This window comes from Rathayibacter sp. PhB179, from assembly GCF_004345345.1.
Taxonomy (GTDB): domain Bacteria; phylum Actinomycetota; class Actinomycetes; order Actinomycetales; family Microbacteriaceae; genus Rathayibacter; species Rathayibacter festucae.
Genome location: NZ_SLVD01000002.1, coordinates 89800 through 110938 on the forward strand (window position 1 = coordinate 89800; position 21139 = coordinate 110938).

The following is a 21139-nucleotide window of genomic DNA, read 5'->3' on the forward strand; positions in this document are numbered from 1 at the left end:
GTGTCGGTTCCGCTGACCGCGAGGAGCGGCGTCTACCGCTCGACGTACGATCTCGTGACGAGCGCACGGTCCAAGGGGCTGGACTGGCACGGCATCGTCGCCATGCGCCCAGGCGCTGCGGGCGGCCCGCCCGACACGACCGATGGCATCTTCGAGACGACCATCACTCAGCACGGTGCCTCACTCATTCCGGCGATCGAGCACCTTCTGCTCTCCCGACCCGAAGTGCGGACGGCGGACGTCGTGATCACCATGATCGGTCAGAGCGATGTCGCCATGACCCGGCTTCGATCGGGACTCCCCGGGCTCTGGGTCTCCTTCGTGCGTGGGCTGCCCTGGCCCGCAGCGGGAGAGGCCACTGTGATTCGGCGTCTAGTGCAGTTCCTCCTCGTCGCTCGCGCGATGCGTGCGGCTGATGAGGTCTGGGTGACCACCGCGGTGCTCGCAGCAGCGATCAGATCTGTACGTAAACCGACTCTCATTCCGGCCGGCGTACCGCACGCGGCGCGAACCTCTCACGGGGAGTTCGGCTCGGACGGGGATGCGATCTTCGCTGGCCGACTGGACGTCGACAAGCGACCGGCGTTCTTCACGGAGATCGTCCGCGCACTAGGCGTCAGAGCGAAGATCTACGGTCGTGGCCCACTGGAGTCCTCGCTTCAACAGACGCTCCCACCCAACGCGGAGCTGTGCGGTTGGACGGAGCCCGACAGACTGTGGGACGGTGCATCAGTCTTCCTTGGGACGTCCCTGCGCGAGGCCTTCGGGCGGAGCGCAGTCGAGGCAGCCCTTCGCGGGGTTCCGGTGATCCTCTCGAAGGACTACGGAGCAGCAGACTTCCTCTTCACCGACGAAGCCCTCGCTCGACAGTTCGTCCTCGATTCCGAGCCGATCGGGCCGTGGATCGCTGCGGTCAGGGGTCTCTACGGCGACCCGGAGCTCCGCCGTCGGGTCTCCGATCACGTTCGGGCGAATGCGCTGGAGCTCTCCATCGATAGATCCGTCGACAGGATCTGCGAGCGACTCGAGATTCTGCAGAAGGCTCGATGAGTGCTTCGGAGCTGGTTCTGCTCACGCACGAACTCGGATCGGTGTGCTGCTGCCTGGTTCGGGTCGCCATCTGCGAGACGGCTCCACGTGGCCCTCGGAGGCTTCAAATCCACCGAGTACCCGACGAACGAGCGTTCACCTTCCGGAGCTAGGTTCCCGACGTGGGCGAAGAACAGAGAAGCCGGCGCCTGTTCCTAGGACTCGCGGCAGCGGCGACGTTGGGTGTCGCGGCCGGTGCCGCAGACGTGGAGTTCCTTGGGAACCCCGAGCGCGACGCGCATGTGCTCATCGTCGAAGAACAACCGGGAGACAGCCCGACCGCTAGATGGAAGGCAGCCATCAGTCGCGCGGTGGCCGACGGGCCCGGCCGCTACAGCCGGATCCTCGGAACCGCAGCCGAATACCGAATCACCGAGACGCTCGAGATCAGTGGACTGCAGGACATCACCATCTCCGGTCAGGGTGCCCGAAAGACGGTCTTCTCGAGCGCCAAGCTCGATGGACCTCTCGAAGCCGTGTTCTCGAACACCACGTCGGCCGCCAGCACCAGAGCAGTGAGATCCTTGTCGTTCGAAGACTTCTCCGTCGCAGGAGGGATGAGTGAGCTGACGGACGCGCAGGCAACAGAACGCCTCCGGGACAGCCGCCCTTGGCCCGCGCACGACGCCGGTGTCCTTAAGGCCGCGGTCAAGCTCATTGGGAACCGGGGACTCACCTCGGGCCCAGAGGTGAAGGACGTCAGCATCAGAGGGGTCCACGTCTACGGCACGAAAGAGCTTCCGATCGGAGTGTTCAACACCGATGGCCGCGTCAAGGTTTCGCACTGCAGGTTCGAACGATGCAAAGACGTCGGATTCACGTTCAACGAGAACGTCTACTTCTGCGACAACGTCATCGTCTACTCAGCTGATAACGGAGTATCCGTCTCGCGAGGCAACGAGGGCGGACTTTGCCTGCGGAATAAGATATACAATTCCTTTTATAGCGGTATTCTCGTCGGCGGTAACATCGGAACTGCAGAGCGTGGACCAAATCATGTTCGGGTCGCTCACAACGTCGTCTCTAACGCAGGAGCGTATGGAATAGACCTCACCTTGGCTCCGCGCAACATCACAGTCACGCATAATCAGATCGAGGGTGCCCACCTCGGCATAGCGGTCTGTGGCTGGGTCTTCGACAAGGCAGCGACATATTCCAGGGGAACCAATAAGTTCACATGGACTGACGACTACACAGCAAAAAACATCGCGATTACGGAAAATCGCATCATCGACTCGACACGCGGCGGAATCGCAATTTATCACGCCCAGGAGATCAGAGTGCAGAGCAACGTTATCTCCTTCTCGGATCACACGGGACGCCTCCGCGAGGACGCCGTCGCCGGACAAGCCCTTTATGGGATATCCAACCAGGGCAGATCCGACTCGGACCGCTCCACGTCTTCCGCTGTGACGATCCTGGCGAACGAGATCAGTGAAGAACGTCGTAATGGAGGAATCACCGACGGCGTCTATTTCGAGGGTAGTCCAGGATGGTCGGTGCGATCGAACGCGATCAGTGGAGCCGTTCGAGCGACCGAACCTCGCGCCGGATGAAGACCGTCAGCCTTCGACCGATCAGACACACTCGCCAGGCGGCGAGGCTCCCTCTCGACATCTCGTTCAGCGCTGCTCCCCGCTCTATCTGCCGATGACAGCCAGTGCGTTCCCGATAGCGGTGCGCCAGGCGGCTCGATGAACGACCACCATGACGGCGGAGTAGACCCCGAGGAAGAGAGGCAGGCCCACCGCGATGCGCGCGGCCGGATACAAAGGGATCAGATAGAGCAATAGATATGATCCCGCGGCCCACGTGGCGGCGTGCATCGCAGGGAGGAACGCGCCGAGTTGACGGCGCACGGGAAGCGCTGCCAGACGCCTTTGAATGAGGAGGATGACCGGCATCAGGGCTATACCAGCGATAGTGTACCCGACCGCGACACCGAGCATTCCCCAGAAAGACCCGATGATGATCCCACTGATCTGAACGACACTCGCGAGGATGTTGAACCGAAGATGGATGTCAGCGCGTGCATACCCCAGCAAGACCGGCGCATTCACGGACGTGACCGCCTGACGCGCGCCTGTCACAGCGAGCACGGCCAGGACCGGAACCGCTCCGATCCATGCCTCTCCAAGGATGAGCTGAATGCCGTCGTAGGACGCCACCGCGATGAAGAACATCAGAGGGAAGGAGATGAAGGCGATAGTCGCGGTGCTGCGTTGGATGAGGCGGGCGCCTTCACCAGGCACGTCTCTCACTCTCGCCAGGGCGGGGAAAAGCACACGCGTCACTGCCTGGCCGATCATCTGGACAGGCGTCAAGAGGACCCGATAGGCCAAGGAGTACAGCGCAAGATCGGTGGCGCCGAACAACTTGCCGACGAGCAGGTTGTCGATGTTTCGCGAACCGAAGGAGAGCAGATTGCCGGCAAACACTTTGATACCGAAGTTCATCGTGTCTCGAAGTGTTCCGAGTGCCAGGTTCGGCAGAGGAGGGCGAGCCGCGACATACATGACAATGAGCGCAACAGCATCTGTCACCATCAGTTGAACAACGATCGACCAGAAGTCGAAGCCCGTCAGTGCGAGTACAACGCCCGAGACCCCGCCGACGGCAGCAGAAACGGTCTCAGCGACAGCGATGACTTTGAAGCGCAACATCCGCATCAACAGCATGCGAGGAACTATCGCGAAACCCTTCACGAGCAACCCGATCGCCATCACCGGAAGAACGACGACGAGCTGCGGTGTCTGAAGGAAGTCAGCCACCGGACCAGCGAGTGGGATCGTCGCTGCGCCCAAAAGGAAAGCGAGACCGATATTTATTGACGACGCGGCACCGACGAGAGTGCGATCGACCTTTTTCCTACTGATGAGGGCAGGAGTCAGGCCCTGATCGAGAAGGAGGGCAGCGAAGGCCATGTACACATTCGCCTGCGCCACGACACCGTAACTCGCAGGTCCCAGGATCCGCGCAAGAATGACCGAGAAGACGATGATCTGGCCCTGGCGGCCGACAAGGGCCAGGATGTTGTAACGGACGTTGCGCGCTCCACCTCCTGGAGAATCGTCATCCCGATAGTCGTAGTCCGTCCTCACCTTGCCCACTGTCAACTGCGGCCACGACTGGCTAGCGCGACTGCCGGCTTCTGAGCGCTTGCACGTAGGTCCTGCAACTGGTCCTCGTTCAACATCGCCGACGTCGGGTCGGCAACCACGGTCTGAATCGTACGCCTCAGCCACTCCGGGTCGGCGTCCTCGATTCGGATCACCAGATGTCCGAGTCCCAGCGACTCGAAGAGCTCGATGGTCTTGAACTCGTAGGCGATCGCGATGACGGGCCGTCGTGAGATGAGCGCAAGGATCGCGAGATGCATGCGAGTAGCGACGACGAGTCTCGACTGCGCTATCTCCTCGAGCAGCTGCCGCGGCGTGTGGAAGTCCTGGTCGACGATGACCGGGAGTCCCCGGAAGAAGTCGAGCGCTACGGCGGAGTCGTCGTATGCGTAGCTGGCTACCCCCTGGCAGGTCGACAGGGCGACAGCTTCGATTTGCAGATCGTGGATGGTGCGGATGCCCTCGCGCATCATCTCTCGGTAGGCGTTGGACGACATCTCTCCCGAGTCGACACCTCGGCCCCATTCGCGCACCGACACCAGGGCCCTGCCGCCGGCCGTCACGCCAGCGTCTTCCTCTCCCACGGACCAGCCCTGGGCGTCAGGGCCGGTGGCGCGGAGTGTGTCGAGCGCGAAGACGACATCGGAGACGACGTCACCGACGACACCGCCGACATCGATACGTCCCCACGCATCTGAGGATCGCTGATCGCGGAAGTAGACACCCGCGACCAGCTCACTGATTCGCGTCGCCTGCGCGGCGGCTCTCGGACGTGCGAACGGGCCCATCGACTGCGTCCACAGGATGAGCTCTTTCCCGAGCGCACGCACGATCTCCGACTCCAGCACCCTCGGAGCGAAGTTGTAATGGTCGACCAGGTAAGTCCCGCCGCTCGATATCACGAGGTCGCATGCCGACAGGGCGCGAAAGGAACGCGCGTACTCGGTCCAGGCCAGAAGAGGAGAAGCAAGTAACCTCTCGAGAAGCGGATCACGCCGGACGAGTCGCCGTCCCAGAGATGCTCGGACTCTCTGGAGGGGGATCCCGAGTCGTGCAGGCTTCCTACGCTTCGCCACGGTGAGCTGCTGATAGATCGTCCACTCCGGGTAGAGCCTCCTCGTGACAGCCGCATTCGCGTCGAACACGATGACGTCGTCAGAGGAGCACACGCCCGCATGGACCAGCGAGTCGATGATCCCCTGGAAGATCGCAGCATCGCCCGTGTTGGACAGCACGGCGTTAGTGATAGCAATTTTCATCTAGCAGGTCCTCGAAAGTTCAGTGCGTGCAGTGGTCAGGATCGAAAGGCAGGGCGGAGCGCCCCTCGGTGGTCGAAGCGGCTCGGCACCGCTAACTTGCCGTCCGGTTCGGCGAGCACCGCCCCTTCCCTCGGGGTGAGCCAGAAGACCGTGATCAGGAGGAGTGCGACCGGCCAGACGAGGGCGTCGAACGAGAAGAACATGATCGCTACCAGCACGAGCGAAGGCGTGAAGGCACGTGAGCCTCGAATGATGGCGTTGACGAAGAGGCCGACAACGGCCAGCAGCCCGATCACGCCAGTGGTCACCAGCGACGTGACGACCTGGTTGTCGGGCACATCCAGTCCGTCGTTCTGCAGAAGACCCTCGGCGTAAGCGCGAGACAGCGAATTGAACCCTGTACCGAACAGCCAGCGAAGCGGATCCTCTTGGGCGAGAAGGCGAGGAATAGCCTCGATAGCTCCTTGACGATGAGTGTAGGACCCGGAATTGACCAGATAGTCCGTCGAGTCGTCCAGGGCGCTGAGAAGGCCGGGGAAGAGCAGCACGGTGAAGGCGGTCCCGATCAGAGCGATGAAGGCGTTCCTCAGACGCGTGACGGCTGAGCGAGCGATGACGATGAAGAGATAAACCAGTGTCACGCTCAGAGCGACGACTGCACTGCGCGTTCCCGAGAGCACGAGCATCGTGACCCCTACCAGGCCGAAGACGATTCGCCAGCGTCTCGCGAGGGCCAATGACATGTCGACCGCGAAGAGGATCACAATGCAGGCGATCATCCCGTAGATGATCGGATGGCCGAGCGAGCCGAGAACGCGGAAATCTCCCGATCCGAGGAACGTGTTTCTGAGGCCGGGTCCTTCTGTCCGTCCGACGAGCGCCCACAGAGGTCCACGACCGGTTTGGAGTTCGATGACACCGAGTATCACTTCGAACACCGCGAGGCCGAAGATGCCGAACATGAATGTCCGCACGTCCTCCCGAGTGAACCGGAGCGTACACACTGCCGCTGCGACCAGAAAGGCGAGAAGGAAGACGAGGAATTGGGCCGCCGTGGTCTGGCCGCCGATTGACGACTCGACAGTGATCAGCACGTACGAGGTGAACAGCCACGCACCGGCTCGAATCTGCCCCGACTTCGGCACCCTCGGTCGAGATGATCTGAAGAGAACCAATATCATGACGATCGTCGCTGCTGCCAGCCCGATGACCCGGACCGTCGACGTCGAATTGATCGGGCTGAGCACCGCGACCGAGAACAGGGCGAGTGTCGCCGCCCATCCCCGCGCCTCGACCACTTCGACGGCATAGATGGACCCCAGCGCCCAGATCGACACGAGAACAGCAACGAGCCCGGTGGAGTCGATTCCGGCTGCGAGGTAGAAGACTCCGAAGACTATGAACGGGCTTGACCAGAGGGCGAGTCGCTGCACACTTTTCGTTGTCGCGAGAGAGGCACCAGCCGCCGGACCCGCGTCGTTCACAGGTTTAGATCTTCCCACCGGTCGAAGGCTGTTGCGAGAGCTCATGGTCGATCATCTTCCGTGCGGCTTGTTATCAAGAGACCTTGATCCGAGTAATGGTCAACCTTCGACGATCGCGTCATCAGCTCGGAACGCCGATGACTCGATCGTAGATCGACTCGAGCTTCCTGGTCTGCTCAGCAATGTCGTACTCGTCGAAGAGCGTCCGTCGCAGAGCTGCAGCTGCACTGTTTCGAAATGCCGCATCGCTGAGCATCCTTTCGAGATTCACCGTCAGCAAGTCGACGTCGCCCTCCGGCGAGAGGAGACCGGACTCGCCGCTCGCAACGAACTCTGGGATCCCGGCATGCTCAGTCGACACGACGGCGGCCGAGTGCAGCGCTGCTTCGAGAAGAGAGATTGGCAAGCCCTCGGTGTCTCCATCCGAAGCCGTCTTGGAGGGAGCGCAGAACACAAGGCTCGATGCGAGGTGCACTGCGACCTCCTCTGAACCCAGACGACCCAGGAAGCGCACATCGGGAAGGCCGAGCCGATCGGCCTGCCGACGGAGCTCGCCCTCAAGCGGACCGTATCCGATGATCGTCAGCGGAACCGATTCGCGGAGCGCGGAAGGCAGCCGGTCCATGGCGTTCAAGAGGTCCGAAACACCCTTCTTCTCGACGAGCCGCCCGACGAAAAGCACGCCGGCACGTCGCTGGTCCGCCTTCACAGCTCGCAGCGGGATACCGATCCGATGGACGATGACCTTCTCCTCCGGAGCTCCCAGCTCGATCAGCCGGCGTCGGATGTGCTCGGAAACCGCAATGAGGGTAGAGGACTGGTCGAAGAGGCGACCCAGATTGCGGCGGTAACGCCGACCCACCGCTCCAGGAAGAAGTGGGTCCCCGGTCACGTCCTTCCCATGGAACGTCACGACAAGCGGAACGTCCAGACGCCGAGCGAGGGAAGCGGCCGCTATTCCACCACCAGCGAAGTGAGCGTGGATGAGTCGAACGTTGTTCTTATGAGCCTCACGGTCGTACACCCCGGGGTAGCCGAAGCGGGCGAGGATCTTCCTCAGCACCAGTCCGGCCTTCGAGTCCGGGAAGGGCGCACAGTCGACCGGCATCGGCAAACCGTCAGCCATGACGCTGATCCCGAAGAGCACCGGCCGCCACTGCCGCATCGCAGCGACTTGATCCCTCACGAAGGTCTCTGATGGCGACAGCCAACTGTTCTTCCAGACGACCGCAGCAGGACGCCCGTCGCCGTCCCGTCGGTCGAGCGCTTCGATCGGCAGTTGAGCCCCCTCGATTCGTGCCCCGCGGCGCGGAGACGTTCCAACCACTCGCCGTTGAGCACCAAACTGCGCCAGCTTAGCCGAGTACTCAACCGACGAGGCCGCTGGTGCAGCGGCGTTGTGCACCACCACTCCTCACGCCTGCCGGCTGATCGAGATGAAGGGACGAACGTCCGCGTCTGCCTCGTTCGAGCGAAGAGACACTTCACCGCCTTCAACGCTGACCTTTGTCACAGCGACACACACAGCTCCCGTGCCGCTCTCGACCGCGGACTTCAATTGACTCGTCACATCCGCCCGGATCCATCGCTCTTCGTAGACGACCCCACCGCGAGCGATCTCGGCGATGATGGCCGGCCGCCGGTTCCAGTCGATTCCACCTTGAGTGAAGTTCTCGCTCGAGCTCACCGCCACAACGCTCTGCCCTCCAGCCGCGGACCGGCGAGCAGAGACGAAGAGAGTCGCGGTCGCGATGGTCTCCAGCTGAAGATCCGGCGGCAGCGCGAAGCGCAAATAGGCTTCGAGGGCGCCCCTCGATGCTGTCGCAGTGTTGACGCGTAGCGTGGTCTCACCGGAGCGGTCGCGTCCGGAGCCCGCCACCTCCTCGACGTAGGTGTCCACTGCAGCGCTCAGGCGACTCTCCTTCGATGGTTCGACGTCCAGCTCCAATACCGGAGCCGTGACGTTCTCCTTGCTCTTGATGAACACCGCCATGCCTAATCCACCGGGAGGGTTGTCCTCCGTCAACGCGAACGACGCCTCCAGCATCCCGGCCTGCTGCGTGAAATGAGTCGAGACATCAATCACCCGCTGAACGTTGAGATCCGCGTCCAACGTCGTCGAGCCCAGCGCGGGACCGATGGCCGGCTTCGTACTCCAAGTCACTGTGGAAGGGTCCCACTCGCCGGTGATCGCGTGAGCTGTCACCACAGCTGTCGGCTCGGCATCGAGCGTCCCGCCGACAAATCGAAGTCGCGCGCCGATGATGTTGCCCGACACCGCCGCGAGGTCGAATCGCAGATATGCTTCCCTGTTCCGAGCCGGATCGTTCTTGCGGTATTTGACCGCGAGGCTCGTCGAGGTCTGATAGTTCGTCGTTGGGTTCCCTCGGTCGACGTGTGCGTCTCCTGCCACGGGAACGATGTGGACGGACGAGTCGGCCACGGTGACAGCGACTCGGCTCCACGTGCACCGACGCTCCGGGGAACGCCTGATGACCCCGATTGTCGCTTCGCCTCGCGCGATTCCGAGTACTTCACCGCTGGAGCTGACCTTCGCAACGGTCGGGTCGGATGTCGAGTACTCGGTCACCATCTTGGCTGACGGGGCCCGACTCTCGACCGAGACGGCGATCGTCGTCGTCTCGCCCACGGCGATCGTCTTCGACCCAGCAGCCGCAGAGAATGACAGAGCACCGTAGTCCGGCGTGACAGCCATCGGCACTGCACGGTCGAAGATGCGGACGTCCCGTACTTTATGTTTTGTAGTCACGATCGAATTGATCTCGGTTGATCGCATCAGTAGACGTACGAACCGTCCTACGACGGCGGTGAAGGCATAATTCTCCTCCGAAGACCTAGTCGAAGACGTCGATTTACCGCTGTAGACCTTCGACCAGGAGAGCTCGTCGGGCGATACGAGAATCTCGAACACGGTCGACCGAATGGTCGCGGGATCACCGTACTGACTGCTCTCACTGGGAAACCAGTCCACGGAGACACTACCGATGGTCTTCTGTCCGCCGATGTCGTACTGCAGCCACGCGTCCGCCCTGTTTCGCTCAAATGCGGATGCATTCGTGGCGTCGATCGTGTTCGAAACGTCATGTCCGGAGTCGCTGCTGATCTGCTTGACCCCGCTGATCGCGTGCGATCCGCGGGTGAAGTTGAATACATAGTCCGTAGTAGACCGTCCCGACTCCTTCGCTGTCACTCGTCCCGTGCCTGGTACAGACGTGGGCTGCACGACTGTCACAGACGCACCTGTGGCCGCGAGCTTGGGAAGGCCTCCTCCGATCGCAACCTCGAGTTCGTATGAATATGTGTCCGATCGGAAAGAAGCCAGTTTCTTACTGTTCACTGACACGGAAGTTGCGCGCGCGGGAGCCCCGCTCGGAAGGTTCGATGACCATTCTTGAAGAGGACGCGGCACAACCGCCGCAGCATTTGTCATTCCGGTTCGCACAGGAGTGAGCTGGACTGCGATCCTGTACTCGGACCGGCCGGAATACTGGATGGCGAGACGACGGACGTCGTCATTGGTCGTCTGCCCATCCGGATTGGACATCGAAGGCATCGGTTCCGCCGGCAGATCTACGAACTGTCCCGCGTCTCCGACGATCCGAGCGAGAAGCTTCTGATCGCCACGCGACAGAGTCGCCGACTTACCGTCAGCGGCGATGGTGATGACTGCCTTCGTGTGCATCAGCCACCACACCTCGAAGACCGACCCCGAGCTGACCTCGTCCTCCACTAGAAGCTGCCGGCGCTGATCGAAGAGGCGAAAACCCCGCAACCACTTCGTCACGACAGATTGCGCGGACGAGAGGTCGGCTATTGCGATTCCCTCTTCCGGCGTGAAGATCGAAGTCGTATATTTCGTCGCACTCTTCGCGACCTGATCCGGGCCCGGACGCGGATTGAAGACAAGAGTGTTGTGACCCTCAGCTTTTTTCCTGTAGTAGAAGAAGCGGTTGACCGTTTCTGCAGTCGCCGAACCCATTCCTGGCAGGTCGTAATTCTCGATCCCGAGGTCCAATGCCCACTGCTGCCCACGCGCCGAGAAGACGAAGTGCCCTGAGTCGGCGTCTCCATGGCTCGAGGCCGGCGTTCCAGCCTTGACTGCCACCCAAGCTGCGAGCGGCTGCTCCCAGCTCTGGCGCATGGAGACTACCTGACCGTTGAGGAAGGACCGATCGAGAGGCAACGTCCCGGAGACGGGATTCACCGTCACGGCCTCAGGCTGATACCAAAGGAGCGCCTTGGTATCCACGATCTCCGCCTCAGCGGGAGTGTCATACTCCGAATACCAGTCGTAGAGCGGACGATTGAAGATCGCTCCCAAAGCGTGAAGCTCGGGACTCCGATAGCGCGACGATTGCTCTCCCGCGTCCCCGAAGTTGAAAGACGTATCGCCGCTCGGGCTGGTGAGATGGATCGGCATGAGGCCGGAGTCGGAGAGGCCGACGATCGAATCCAGACCGCGGTACCCGCCGGTCACGCTGCGGAGCGCCGCCATGAACGTCGCCAAGTACCCCACACCGTAGACGAAGTAGGCGAGGCCCTCAGCGAAGCCGCCGTCCGGCGCGAGCTGACCGGCACCAGCTGACAATCGAGACACCGCGTTGTCGAGGACGTATTGCACGGTGGCGGAATCAGTCACATCACCCTGAACGGCCAGCGACCCCAGGCCGAAACCGGCGTTCGTCACGAGCGTCCTGTTCGTGCCGTCCTCGAGAAACGTTCCGGCGGTACCGGAGGAGTAGAGCGCCGCCGCCGGCCTCAGTGCCTTCTGCAGTAGCGCTGTTTGAAGAAAAACTCTTCGCTCCGGGCTCCAGTAGGGATACATCCAGTCGTACGCGACAGCGAAGGCATGCGACAACTCTGCGGTGTCGAGAAGGTGACGCGTGTTATTCCAATCAGGAAAGTTCCCCGCGGCCTCCAGCTCCTTCCACAGCCTCTCCCCGAGCTGAGCCTTGGTCGCCTCATCTGCCGCGAAGTGGTACGCGAAAATGAGTTTGTAGGTCCTGTCGAGTACTGAACGAGCTTGCTCGAGCATGCGAACGCCATCGGAAACCCCGTAACTAGGGAGAGGATTGGTAGAGATATCCGAGAGAGCCTTTGCCTGAAAGATCAGCACACTTGCTGTAGTTCCGATCCTCTTATCAGTAGCAGCCCTCGCTCGAAGATCGTCGAAGAAGGATCCGGTCACGATCAGACGAGGATGAATTTCGTCGGCCTCTGCGCGCGGAGCATTGAGCGCATCGCCGGCTGCCGCGAGGAGCACCGTTGCCAGTCCGCCGCCAAGAAACGTCCGCCGTGGGAAATCGAAGCGGGAGTTCGGTTCCACAGGTCACCTCTGAGATGATGTGAGCGTTTGCTCATCCCTGATGAAATCGCGAGACGTCGATTTCGGCGGCCCCCGGACAGGTCGGAGAGACATGAATCTGGCTCGGATCCCCTTCGCCAGTGAGCCACTGAGCGTCTCTCATCGTCACCGGCCTCTGAACGAGGGGCCGACGCATGACTCATCGCTTCGGAGCTCAGCGCCGCCCGAGATGTGTCTCCGAGCGACGGTGCAAACCGTGAAGACGGTCTCCCCCACCCAGTGTCAACCGCGCTCAACAACCGAGAGGTGAGCCAAATGCACGAAGAAGGAATCGATCGACTCGCGCAAGCTCGAGTCCGGTAGCCCCGTGCGGTCGGCGATGTCCGTTACGACTGCGTTCAGAGTCGTGGGGACCTCGATTGCCACCCAGAGCTCGTGTGCAGTACCGGTCAACACAATCGGCGCCAGTCTGCTCGGCGCCGCACTCAAACCCAAGACATAAGTGCAAGTGCCTTCGACGTAGGCAACTGCATCCGCTCGCTTGAGTGACAGGAAGGAGCCGTCCCGGCCTCTCCTCTCCTTGAGAACTGGGACTCGATCTTCCGAGTAATCAGTTGAAGCCACGACCTCCGGAACAGACGGTTTCGCCGCAGCCTGCACGAGGCCGGTCGCCGTCGTCCTCGGGCTCATCCTGGCGACCACGGAGGGCTGCCGTTCGTCCCTCGCCTCGCCGACGATGCGGATCGCGGCGGGGAGGGCACTGATTGCCGCAAGGGCCCGTCGAACACGTAGACGTGCTCGCGAGCCGACACCGTCGGCGGCCGTCGGATGATCGAGTTCCAGGTCCCGCCTGGTCGGGAAGACAGCCCTGACCATGAAGCGAAGACGAGCCGCACCGCTTGCTTCACTGATCAGTAGGAGCCAGCTCGCCGCTCTGTTCAGCTCGGTGGACTTCACTTTCCACCGCAAATACTCGGCGGACGGCGTGTCTGGAGCCGTAACGGGAAGGCCAATATCCGTGAGGAAAGGGACTAACGGCTCCTCGCATCCGAGATCCTGTACCAAAGAGATCAGACTAGACCGTTCGGCAACTGTAGGATAATGCGCTTGCACAGCCTCGACCGCCCAGTGGTACTCCTGCTGCTGCCTGGAGAAGTACATCGAACGCAGCGAATGGAGGACAGCGATCAGAAGACTCGTGTCGAAATCGGCGATCGTGATCGGTCGACCGGCGATCTCCATGAACGTCCGGTTCCGCCACACGACCTCGAACAGCTGCATGTCCGAAGCGAAGACTCCCGGGTAGGCGTGATGGACGTCGATGTCCAGAGGCCACCCGCTGTTCGCGAGACTGACAGAGTGAGTGACGAACGCCTCATGAGCAGCAGAGCCCGGTCGCCGCTGCCATCCGTAGATCTCCAGCGCTGCGACGTAGTCGTCGAATCTCGTCGGATCGACCAGAACATCGACATCGCTCGACACCCTCTCTGGACGAAGACCATGGTGATTCGCGATCGGCCCCTTGATGAAGACAACGCGGATGCCTCTCTCGGAGGCGATGTGCTGCGCCAGGGCATGGGCGAGTTCGACAGCCACTTTCAACGGCAGATTGACCGCTTCGCGCGGCGTGCCGTTGTCCATGGATGGGCCCTTCGATCAGCAGGCTCTCCCGCCTAGCGGAATGAGCCCGATCTCGATGATACGGGCGTCCCCGAAACTTGAGGAGACGGGCCCCCGATGGCGGAGCTCCGCCGAGGCTGGATCTATGAGGATCGTCGCCTCGACCGAGTTGGTGCAAGTGGGGACAGACCTGCCCCTCAGCGCACCGCCACCGTCGACCGATCGCGCCCGGTCAGGTCCCGCTGCGTCGTCGCCCCGCGCCAGCCGTCGGCCGTCAGCAGCGCGCGGATCTCCGCACCCTGCAGCTCGCCGTGCTCGATGACGAGCACTCCCCCGGCCCGCAGCAGCCGGAGCGCCGTCCGCGAGAGCGAGCGAACGACGTCGAGCCCGTCCTCGCCGCCGTAGAGCGCGGCCGGCGGGTCGTAGCGCTGCACCTCGATGTCGCGCGGGATGGCGGCCGACGGGATGTACGGCGGATTGGAGACGACGACGGAGACCGTGCCGTCGAGCTCGGGCAGCGCGTCCGCGAGGTCGACGAAGACGATGCGGGCGTTCTCCAGGCCCAGGCGTTCGCGGTTGCCGCGCGCCCAGAGGAAGGCGTCGACGGAGTTCTCGACTCCGATCACCCGCGCGTGCGGCACCTCGTGCGCGAGCGCGAGCGCCAGCGCTCCGCTGCCGGTGCCGAGGTCGACGGCGATCGGCGACTCGTCGGCCACCGCGCGGAGGGCGTCGATGGCGAGCTGCGCCACTCCCTCCGTCTCGGGACGCGGCACGAAGACGCCGGGACCGACCGCGAGCTCGAGCGAGCGGAACGGCGCGACGCCGGTGATGTGCTGGAGCGGCTCCCGCGAGGCCCGGCGCTCGATCGCGTGATCGTAGGCGTCACGGGTCGTCTCGTCGAGCGAGAGACCGGTGATCAGCCGCGCCTGGAGCGACCCGCGGCCGAGGCCGAGCAGGTGGCCGAGCAGCAGCTCGGCGTCGACGTCCGGGGTGGGCACGCGCGCCGCGGTCAGCCGGGCGACGGCGTCCGCGAGGAGCGCACGCGCGTCGAGGTCCATCGTCACCGCGCTCACGACTCGTCGGAGCCGATGTCGGCCAGGCGGGCCTCCTCGTCGAACTGGATCGCGCTCTCGACCACGGGGTCGAGCGCTCCGTTCATCACGCCGTCGAGGTTGTAGGCCTTGTAGCCGGTGCGGTGGTCCGCGATGCGGTTCTCGGGGAAGTTGTAGGTGCGGATCCGCTCGGAGCGGTCCATCGTGCGGATCTGCGTCTTGCGCGCGTCCGAGGCGGCGGCGGCGATCTCCTCCTGCTGGCGGGCGAGGATGCGGGCGCGCAGGACGCGCATGCCGGCCTCGCGGTTCTGCAGCTGGCTCTTCTCGTTCTGCATCGAGACGACGATGCCGGTCGGGAGGTGGGTGATCCGCACCGCGGAGTCGGTGGTGTTGACCGACTGGCCGCCGGGGCCCGAGGAGCGGTAGACGTCGATCTTGAGGTCGTTCTGGTTGATCGCGACCTCCTCCGGGGCGTCCACCTCGGGGAAGACGAGCACGCCGGTCGTCGAGGTGTGGATGCGGCCCTGCGACTCCGTCACGGGGACGCGCTGCACGCGGTGCACGCCGCCCTCGTACTTCAGGTGCGCCCAGACGCCCTGCGACGGGTCGGTCGCGTTGCTCTTGATGGCGACCTGGACGTTCTTGTACCCGCCGAGGTCGGACTCGTCGCGGTCGAGGATCTCGGTCTTCCAGCCCTTCGCCTCGGCGTAGTGCAGGTACATCCGGAGCAGGTCCGCCGCGAACAGCGCGCTCTCGGCGCCGCCCTCGCCGCCCTTGATCTCCATGATCACGTCGCGGCCGTCGTCGGGGTCGCGCGGGATGAGCAGGCGGCGCAGCTTCTCCTGCGCGACGCGCAGGGACTCCTCCAGCTCCGGCACCTCCTCGGCGAAGGCGTCGTCCTCGCGGGCGAGCTCGCGCGCGGCCTCGAGGTCCTCGCCGGCCTGGATCCAGGCGGCGTGCGCCGACTTGATCTGGTTCAGCTCGGCGTAGCGGCGGTTGACCTTCTTCGCGCGCGCGGCGTCCGCGTGCAGGGCGGGGTCGGACAGCTGCGTCTGGAGGTCCTCGTGCTCGGCGAGGAGGACGCTGACGGATTCGAACATGGGGTTCCTGGTTTCCGGGTGGTGGTGGAGGGGTGGGTCTCGATACGCCCGCTGCGCGGGCTACTCGACCAGCATGAGCGGCCCGCTTGATGGGCTGCTCGACCGGCAGCACATGCTGGTCGAGCAGGTGCCGCAAGCGCCGTATCGAGACCGACGTGCTCAACGGGGTGGGTCTCGATACGTCCGCTGCGCGGGCTACTCGACCAGCATGGGCGGCCCGCTGCGCGGGCTGCTCGACCAGCATGAGCGACCCGCTGCGCGGGCTGGCCGACCAGCATGATCGCACCGAAGGTGCCGACGGACGCGAAAACGCCCGCGGCCGCCCCCGGAGGGGCGACCGCGGACGTCGGAGCAGCTAGTGGTGGCCGTTGCCGTGGTTCGCGGTGGTCGGGCCGACGGCGGACTTCGAGACCTGCATCAGGAACTCGACGTTCGAGGACGTCTCCTTCAGGCGGGACAGGATGATCTCGAGCGCCTGCTGCTGGTCGAGCCCGGCGAGGGCGCGGCGCAGCTTCCAGGTGATCTTGACCTCGTCCGAGCTGAGGAGCATCTCCTCGCGGCGGGTGCCCGACGCGTTGACGTCGACCGCGGGGAAGATCCGCTTGTCGGCGAGGTGGCGCGAGAGGCGGAGCTCCATGTTGCCGGTGCCCTTGAACTCCTCGAAGATCACCTCGTCCATCTTCGAGCCGGTCTCGATGAGCGCCGTCGCGAGGATGGTGAGCGAGCCGCCGTTCTCGATGTTGCGCGCCGCTCCGAAGAACTTCTTCGGCGGGTACAGCGCCGACGCGTCGACGCCACCGGAGAGCACGCGGCCCGAGGGGGCGGCGGTCACGTTGTAGGCGCGGCCGAGGCGGGTGATCGAGTCGAGCAGCACGACGACGTCGTGGCCCAGCTCGACGAGGCGCTTGGCGCGCTCGATGGCCAGCTCGGCGACCGTGGTGTGGTCCTCGGCCGGGCGGTCGAACGTGGAGGCGACGACCTCGCCGCGCACGGTGCGCTGCATGTCGGTGACCTCCTCGGGACGCTCGTCGACGAGCACGACCATGAGGTGGACCTCGGGGTTGTTCTGCACGATCGCGTTGGCGATCTGCTGCAGGACGATCGTCTTGCCGGCCTTGGGCGGCGCGACGATGAGGCCGCGCTGACCCTTGCCGATCGGGGCGACCAGGTCGATGATCCGCTGGGTCAGCTTGCCCGGCTCCGTCTCGAGGCGCAGTCGCTCGGTCGGGTAGAGCGGCGTGAGGTCGTGGAACTCGACGCGCGCGGCGGCCTCGTCGACGGTCTGGCCGTTGATCGAGTCGACGCGGACGATGGCGTTGTACTTCTGGCGTCCGCCGCCCTCGCCCTCGCGGGGCTGGCGGATGGCGCCGACGACGGCGTCGCCCTTGCGCAGGTTGTACTTCTTGACCTGGCCGAGCGAGACGTAGACGTCGCTGACACCGGGCAGGTAGCCCGTGGTGCGCACGAAGGCGTAGTTGTCGAGGACGTCGAGGATGCCGGCGACCGGGATGAGGACGTCGTCCTCGCTGATCTCGGGCTCGAAGTCGTCGCCGACCGCTCCCCCGCGGCGCTTGCGGTCGCGGTAGCGGCTGCGGCGGCCGTCCTCGCCGTCGGCCTGCTGGCCGTTCTGCGCGGAGCCCTGGGCGTTCTGGCCGTTGCCGCCCTGCGGCTGGCCACCCTGGTTGCCCTGGTTGCCGCCCTGGTTCGACGGCGCCTGGCCGTTGCCGTTCTGCGCGGCGCCGTTCTGGCCGCCGCCGTTCTGGCCGTTGCTCTGGCCACCGTTGTTCTGGGCGCTGCCGCCCTGGCCGTTCTGCTGGCCGTCGTTCGCCTGACGGTCCTCGCCGCGGCGGTTGCGGTTGCGGCGGTTGCGGCCGCGGCCGGTGCCCTGCTGGTCGCCGCCGTTCTGCTGCTCGCCGTTGCCCTGCTGCTCGCCGGAGTTCTGCTGGTCGTCCTGGCGGTCGCCGGAGTCCGGCTCGTCACCGGAGTCCTGCGCGGAGGACTCGACGGCGTCGGTGGTCTCGGGCTGCTCGCTCTGCTCGGCGCTGCCGCCGCGGCTGCGACGGCGTCCGCGACGCTCGCGCTGGCCGCCCTCGCGGGAGGAGTCGTCCGACTCCGGCCCGTTGGGAAGCTCGATCTCGATGACCGGTCGCGGCGCCTGCTCGGCGTCGGGGACCTGCTCGAGGACGGGCGGGAGCTCGGGGATGAGCGACTCGACACCGCTGCCGGCCGGCACGTTCAGGTGCTCGCCGGCGGCGACGGTGCCGCTGGAGGCGCGACGCGAGCCGCGGCGACGGGGCGCGCGCTCGGCGGCGGGCTCGGCCACCGGCTCGGCGGCGACGGGGAGCTCGAGCTCGACCGGAGCGGCCTCGGCGGCGGCGGGCGCCGGCTCCTCGACCGTGGTGGCGGCCTGCTCGAGGACGTCGGCGGTGTCCGCCTCCGTGCTCTCGGCGGGCGCGGTCGACTCGACGGGCGTCTCGAGCGCCGGGGCGCTCTGCTCGGCGACGTCGGCGGGCTCGGCCTCGACGCTCGTGCCGTCCACGACGGGCTCGGCCTCGGCCGGCTCGGCGAAGGACTGCTCGGCGACCGAGGGCTCGGCGGGCGCCTGCTCCTCGGCGGGAGCGGCGGGCTCGGCGCCCTCGGAGTCCGCACCGGCGCGGAGGTCCGAGATGGCCGAGACGAGCTCGCCCTTGCGGAGCTTGGAGGCTCCGCCGATGCCGAGGCTCGTCGCGAGGGCCTGGAGCTCCGCGACGCGGAGGCCGATGAGATCGGCGTTGGTGTCCGCGGCGGTACCGCGGGTGTTGACATCTGTCACTGGAGAGGGGTTCCTTCCCCCCGGGAGCGATCGCTCACCGGGAGAGCACATCAGCCGTGCGGGTCCATCGCGAGTTCTGATCCACGCGATGCTCTCGGTCGCCGGCTCGACCTGCCTCGGGAAGCGCAGAGAGGGCACGAGCGACCAGGCGCTGATCTGCACGAGAAGCAGGGGCGCCCTTCACACGATGTGATGGCCGTGATTATCGGGACGATCCGTCGGACAGATTCCGCTCGTTACGCGGCTCCTCGGGATGCGATCCCCACTGTAGCACCCTTGAAGTCGACGGCCAGCATGTGCGCCCGCCACGGCGTGTGCGCCTGCTCCGCCACCAGATCCGCGGCTGCGAGGCGCTGCGCGGGGTCGCTGCAGAGCACGAGAACGCTCGGTCCGGCGCCGGAGACGACGGCCGCGTAGCCGTGCGAGCGCAGCAGCGCGATCAGCTCGGAGGTCTGCGGCATCGCGGCCGCGCGGTAGTTCTGGTGCAGCTTGTCCTCGGTCGCCGCGAACAGCAGCTCGGGGCTCTGGATGAGGGCCGCGATCAACAGCGACGAGCGCGACACGTTGAAGACGGCGTCCTCGTGCGGGACGCTGATCGGCTGCAGCGAGCGCGCCAGCCGGGTCGACATGGTGTGCTCGGGCACGAAGACGACCGGCGAGACGCCGCGGTGCACCATCAGCTTCTTGGAGCGCGGCCGCAGCGGCGCCTCCGGTCCGCCCTCGGCACCCGGCTCGACCCAGGCGATGGTGAGACCGCCGAAGAGCGCCGGCGCGACGTTGTCGGGGTGCCCCTCCATCTCGGTCGCGATCCGGAGCAGGTCGTCGGAGTCGAGCTCGACGATGCCGTCGAGCAGACCCTTCGCCGCCATGATCCCGGAGACGATCGCCGCCCCCGAGGAGCCCATCCCGCGGCCGTGCGGGATGATGTTGCGCGCGGTCACGTCGATGCCGGGCATCTCCTGCCGCTGGTCGGCGAAGGTGTAGGCGATGGCCTGGACGACGAGGTTCGTCTCGTCGGTCGGCACCTCGCCCTCGCCCACGCCGTGCACCGAGACCCGGGCGCCCGTCGCCGTGACGGCCGTGACCTCGAGCTCGTCGTACGCCGAGAGCGCGAGGCCGAGCGTGTCGAACCCGGGGCCGAGGTTCGCCGAGGTCGCGGGGACCTTGACGTGCACGGAGCGGCCGACGGGAACCGCCGAGGTCATGCGCCGGCCAGCCCCAGCACGTCGGCGATCGCCGCGGTGTCCACGGGCACGACGGTCGGCGTGATGTCCTCGCCGTCCGCGGTGCGCAGCGCCCACTGCGGGTCCTTCAGGCCGTGGCCGGTGACGGTCAGCACGACGGTGGCGTCCTTGGGGATCGCCCCCGCCTCGGCGCGCTCGAGCAGGCCGGCGACGCTGATCGCGGAGGCGGGCTCGACGAAGACGCCGACCTCGCCCGCGAGGATGCGGTACGCCTCGAGGATCTTCTCGTCGCTGATCGCGCCGAAGTAGCCGTCGCTGACGCTGCGCGCGTTGAGCGCGAGCTCCCACGACGCGGGGTTTCCGATCCGGATCGCGCTGGCGATGGTCTCGGGGTGGCGGACGACCGCGCCGTGCACGATCGGCGCGGAGCCCTCGGCCTGGAATCCGAACATCCGGGGCAGCTTCGTCGACCCGCCGCGCTCGAGCTCCTCGGAGTAGCCGCGGAAGTAGGCGGTGTAGTTGCCGGCGTTGCCGACCGGGACGATGTGGAGGTCCGGCGCGTCGCCCAGGACCTCGACGACCTCGAAGGCGGCGGTCTTCTGACCGGCGATGCGGTCGGGGTTCACCGAGTTGACCAGGTGCACCGGGTAGTTCTTCGCGAGGTCGCGGGCGATGTCGAGGCAGTCGTCGAAGTTGCCCTGGACCTGCAGCAGCTGCGCGTTGTGCGCGATCGCCTGGCTGAGCTTGCCGAGCGCGATCTTGCCCTCGGGCACGAGCACCGCGGCGGTGATGCCGGCGTGCGTCGCGTAGGCCGCGGCCGAGGCGGAGGTGTTGCCGGTCGAGGCGCAGATGACGGCCTTCGCGCCGTGCTCGACGGCCTTCGAGATCGCCATGGTCATGCCGCGGTCCTTGAAGGAGCCGGTGGGGTTCATGCCCTCGTACTTGACCCAGACCTTCGCGCCCGTGCGGGCCGAGAGAGCCGCCGCCGGGATGAGCGGGGTGCCGCCCTCGCCGAGCGTGATGACGGGGGTCGCCTCGGTGACATCGAGGCGGTCCGCGTACTCGTGCAGGACTCCGCGCCACTGCTTGGCCAT

General features: G+C 65.2%; 13 protein-coding genes. 2 read left to right on the forward strand and 11 right to left on the reverse strand.

The genetic code is table 11. The features are described from left to right. The gene (locus EDF43_RS04210) at positions 1–1050 is read left to right on the forward strand and encodes a glycosyltransferase family 4 protein (protein ID WP_165909015.1); all 1050 of its coding nucleotides are present in this window, start codon (positions 1–3) and stop codon (positions 1048–1050) included. A 161-nt stretch (positions 1051–1211) separates the two neighbouring features. Further along, complete coding sequence (locus EDF43_RS04215) at positions 1212–2645, forward strand: right-handed parallel beta-helix repeat-containing protein (RefSeq protein WP_132435759.1); 1434 nt, start codon at positions 1212–1214, stop codon at positions 2643–2645. An 84-nt stretch (positions 2646–2729) separates the two neighbouring features. Here EDF43_RS04215 and EDF43_RS04220 read toward each other — a convergent pair whose 3' ends face one another. The 11 genes from EDF43_RS04220 to thrC form a co-directional block, all read right to left on the reverse strand. Next, positions 2730–4190 carry a lipopolysaccharide biosynthesis protein gene (locus EDF43_RS04220; protein ID WP_165909016.1) on the reverse strand — a complete coding sequence of 487 codons (1461 nt, stop codon included), beginning with the start codon at positions 4188–4190 and terminating at the stop codon, positions 2730–2732. An 11-nt stretch (positions 4191–4201) separates the two neighbouring features. Further along, entirely contained in the window at positions 4202–5467 is a 1266-nt protein-coding gene (locus EDF43_RS04225) for a polysaccharide pyruvyl transferase family protein (protein ID WP_132435761.1), read from the reverse strand. Between the two features lie 35 nt (positions 5468–5502). Next, positions 5503–6951 (reverse strand): O-antigen ligase family protein, encoded by a 1449-nt coding sequence (locus EDF43_RS04230; RefSeq protein ID WP_165909017.1) that lies wholly within the window; start codon positions 6949–6951, stop codon positions 5503–5505. A 121-nt stretch (positions 6952–7072) separates the two neighbouring features. Beyond that, positions 7073–8362, reverse strand: coding sequence for a glycosyltransferase (locus EDF43_RS04235; protein ID WP_132435763.1), 1290 nt, complete (start codon positions 8360–8362; stop codon positions 7073–7075). A 3-nt stretch (positions 8363–8365) separates the two neighbouring features. Beyond that, a complete protein-coding gene (locus tag EDF43_RS04240; RefSeq protein WP_132435764.1) occupies positions 8366–12298 on the reverse strand; it encodes a DNRLRE domain-containing protein in 3933 nt (1310 codons plus the stop codon). 261 nt (positions 12299–12559) lie between these two features. Then, positions 12560–13918: a nucleotidyltransferase family protein gene (locus tag EDF43_RS04245; protein WP_132435765.1), complete on the reverse strand. Its 1359-nt coding sequence runs from the start codon at positions 13916–13918 to the stop codon at positions 12560–12562. A gap of 176 nt (positions 13919–14094) precedes the next feature. Continuing rightward, entirely contained in the window at positions 14095–14955 is an 861-nt protein-coding gene (prmC, locus tag EDF43_RS04250) for a peptide chain release factor N(5)-glutamine methyltransferase (RefSeq protein ID WP_132436067.1), read from the reverse strand. 11 nt (positions 14956–14966) lie between these two features. Further along, positions 14967–16049, reverse strand: coding sequence for a peptide chain release factor 1 (prfA, locus tag EDF43_RS04255; protein ID WP_123445476.1), 1083 nt, complete (start codon positions 16047–16049; stop codon positions 14967–14969). A 355-nt stretch (positions 16050–16404) separates the two neighbouring features. Then, positions 16405–18861, reverse strand: coding sequence for a transcription termination factor Rho (gene rho / locus EDF43_RS04260; RefSeq protein WP_243646227.1), 2457 nt, complete (start codon positions 18859–18861; stop codon positions 16405–16407). Positions 18862–19097: 236 nt separating this feature from the next. After that, positions 19098–20066 carry a homoserine kinase gene (thrB, locus tag EDF43_RS04265; RefSeq protein WP_123735337.1) on the reverse strand — a complete coding sequence of 323 codons (969 nt, stop codon included), beginning with the start codon at positions 20064–20066 and terminating at the stop codon, positions 19098–19100. Next, complete coding sequence (gene thrC, locus EDF43_RS04270; protein ID WP_132435767.1) at positions 20063–21139, reverse strand: threonine synthase; 1077 nt, start codon at positions 21137–21139, stop codon at positions 20063–20065. Before thrC ends, thrB begins: the two co-directional genes overlap by 4 nt.

Coding starts and splice junctions, on each gene's coding strand:
- EDF43_RS04245 (WP_132435765.1), bottom strand. CDS start 13,918: ATGGACAACGGCACGCCGCGCGAAGCGGTCAATCTGCCGTTGAAAGTG.
- thrC (WP_132435767.1), bottom strand. CDS start 21,139: ATGGCCAAGCAGTGGCGCGGAGTCCTGCACGAGTACGCGGACCGCCTC.
- EDF43_RS04225 (WP_132435761.1), bottom strand. CDS start 5,467: ATGAAAATTGCTATCACTAACGCCGTGCTGTCCAACACGGGCGATGCT.
- prmC (WP_132436067.1), bottom strand. CDS start 14,955: ATGGACCTCGACGCGCGTGCGCTCCTCGCGGACGCCGTCGCCCGGCTG.
- thrB (WP_123735337.1), bottom strand. CDS start 20,066: ATGACCTCGGCGGTTCCCGTCGGCCGCTCCGTGCACGTCAAGGTCCCC.
- prfA (WP_123445476.1), bottom strand. CDS start 16,049: ATGTTCGAATCCGTCAGCGTCCTCCTCGCCGAGCACGAGGACCTCCAG.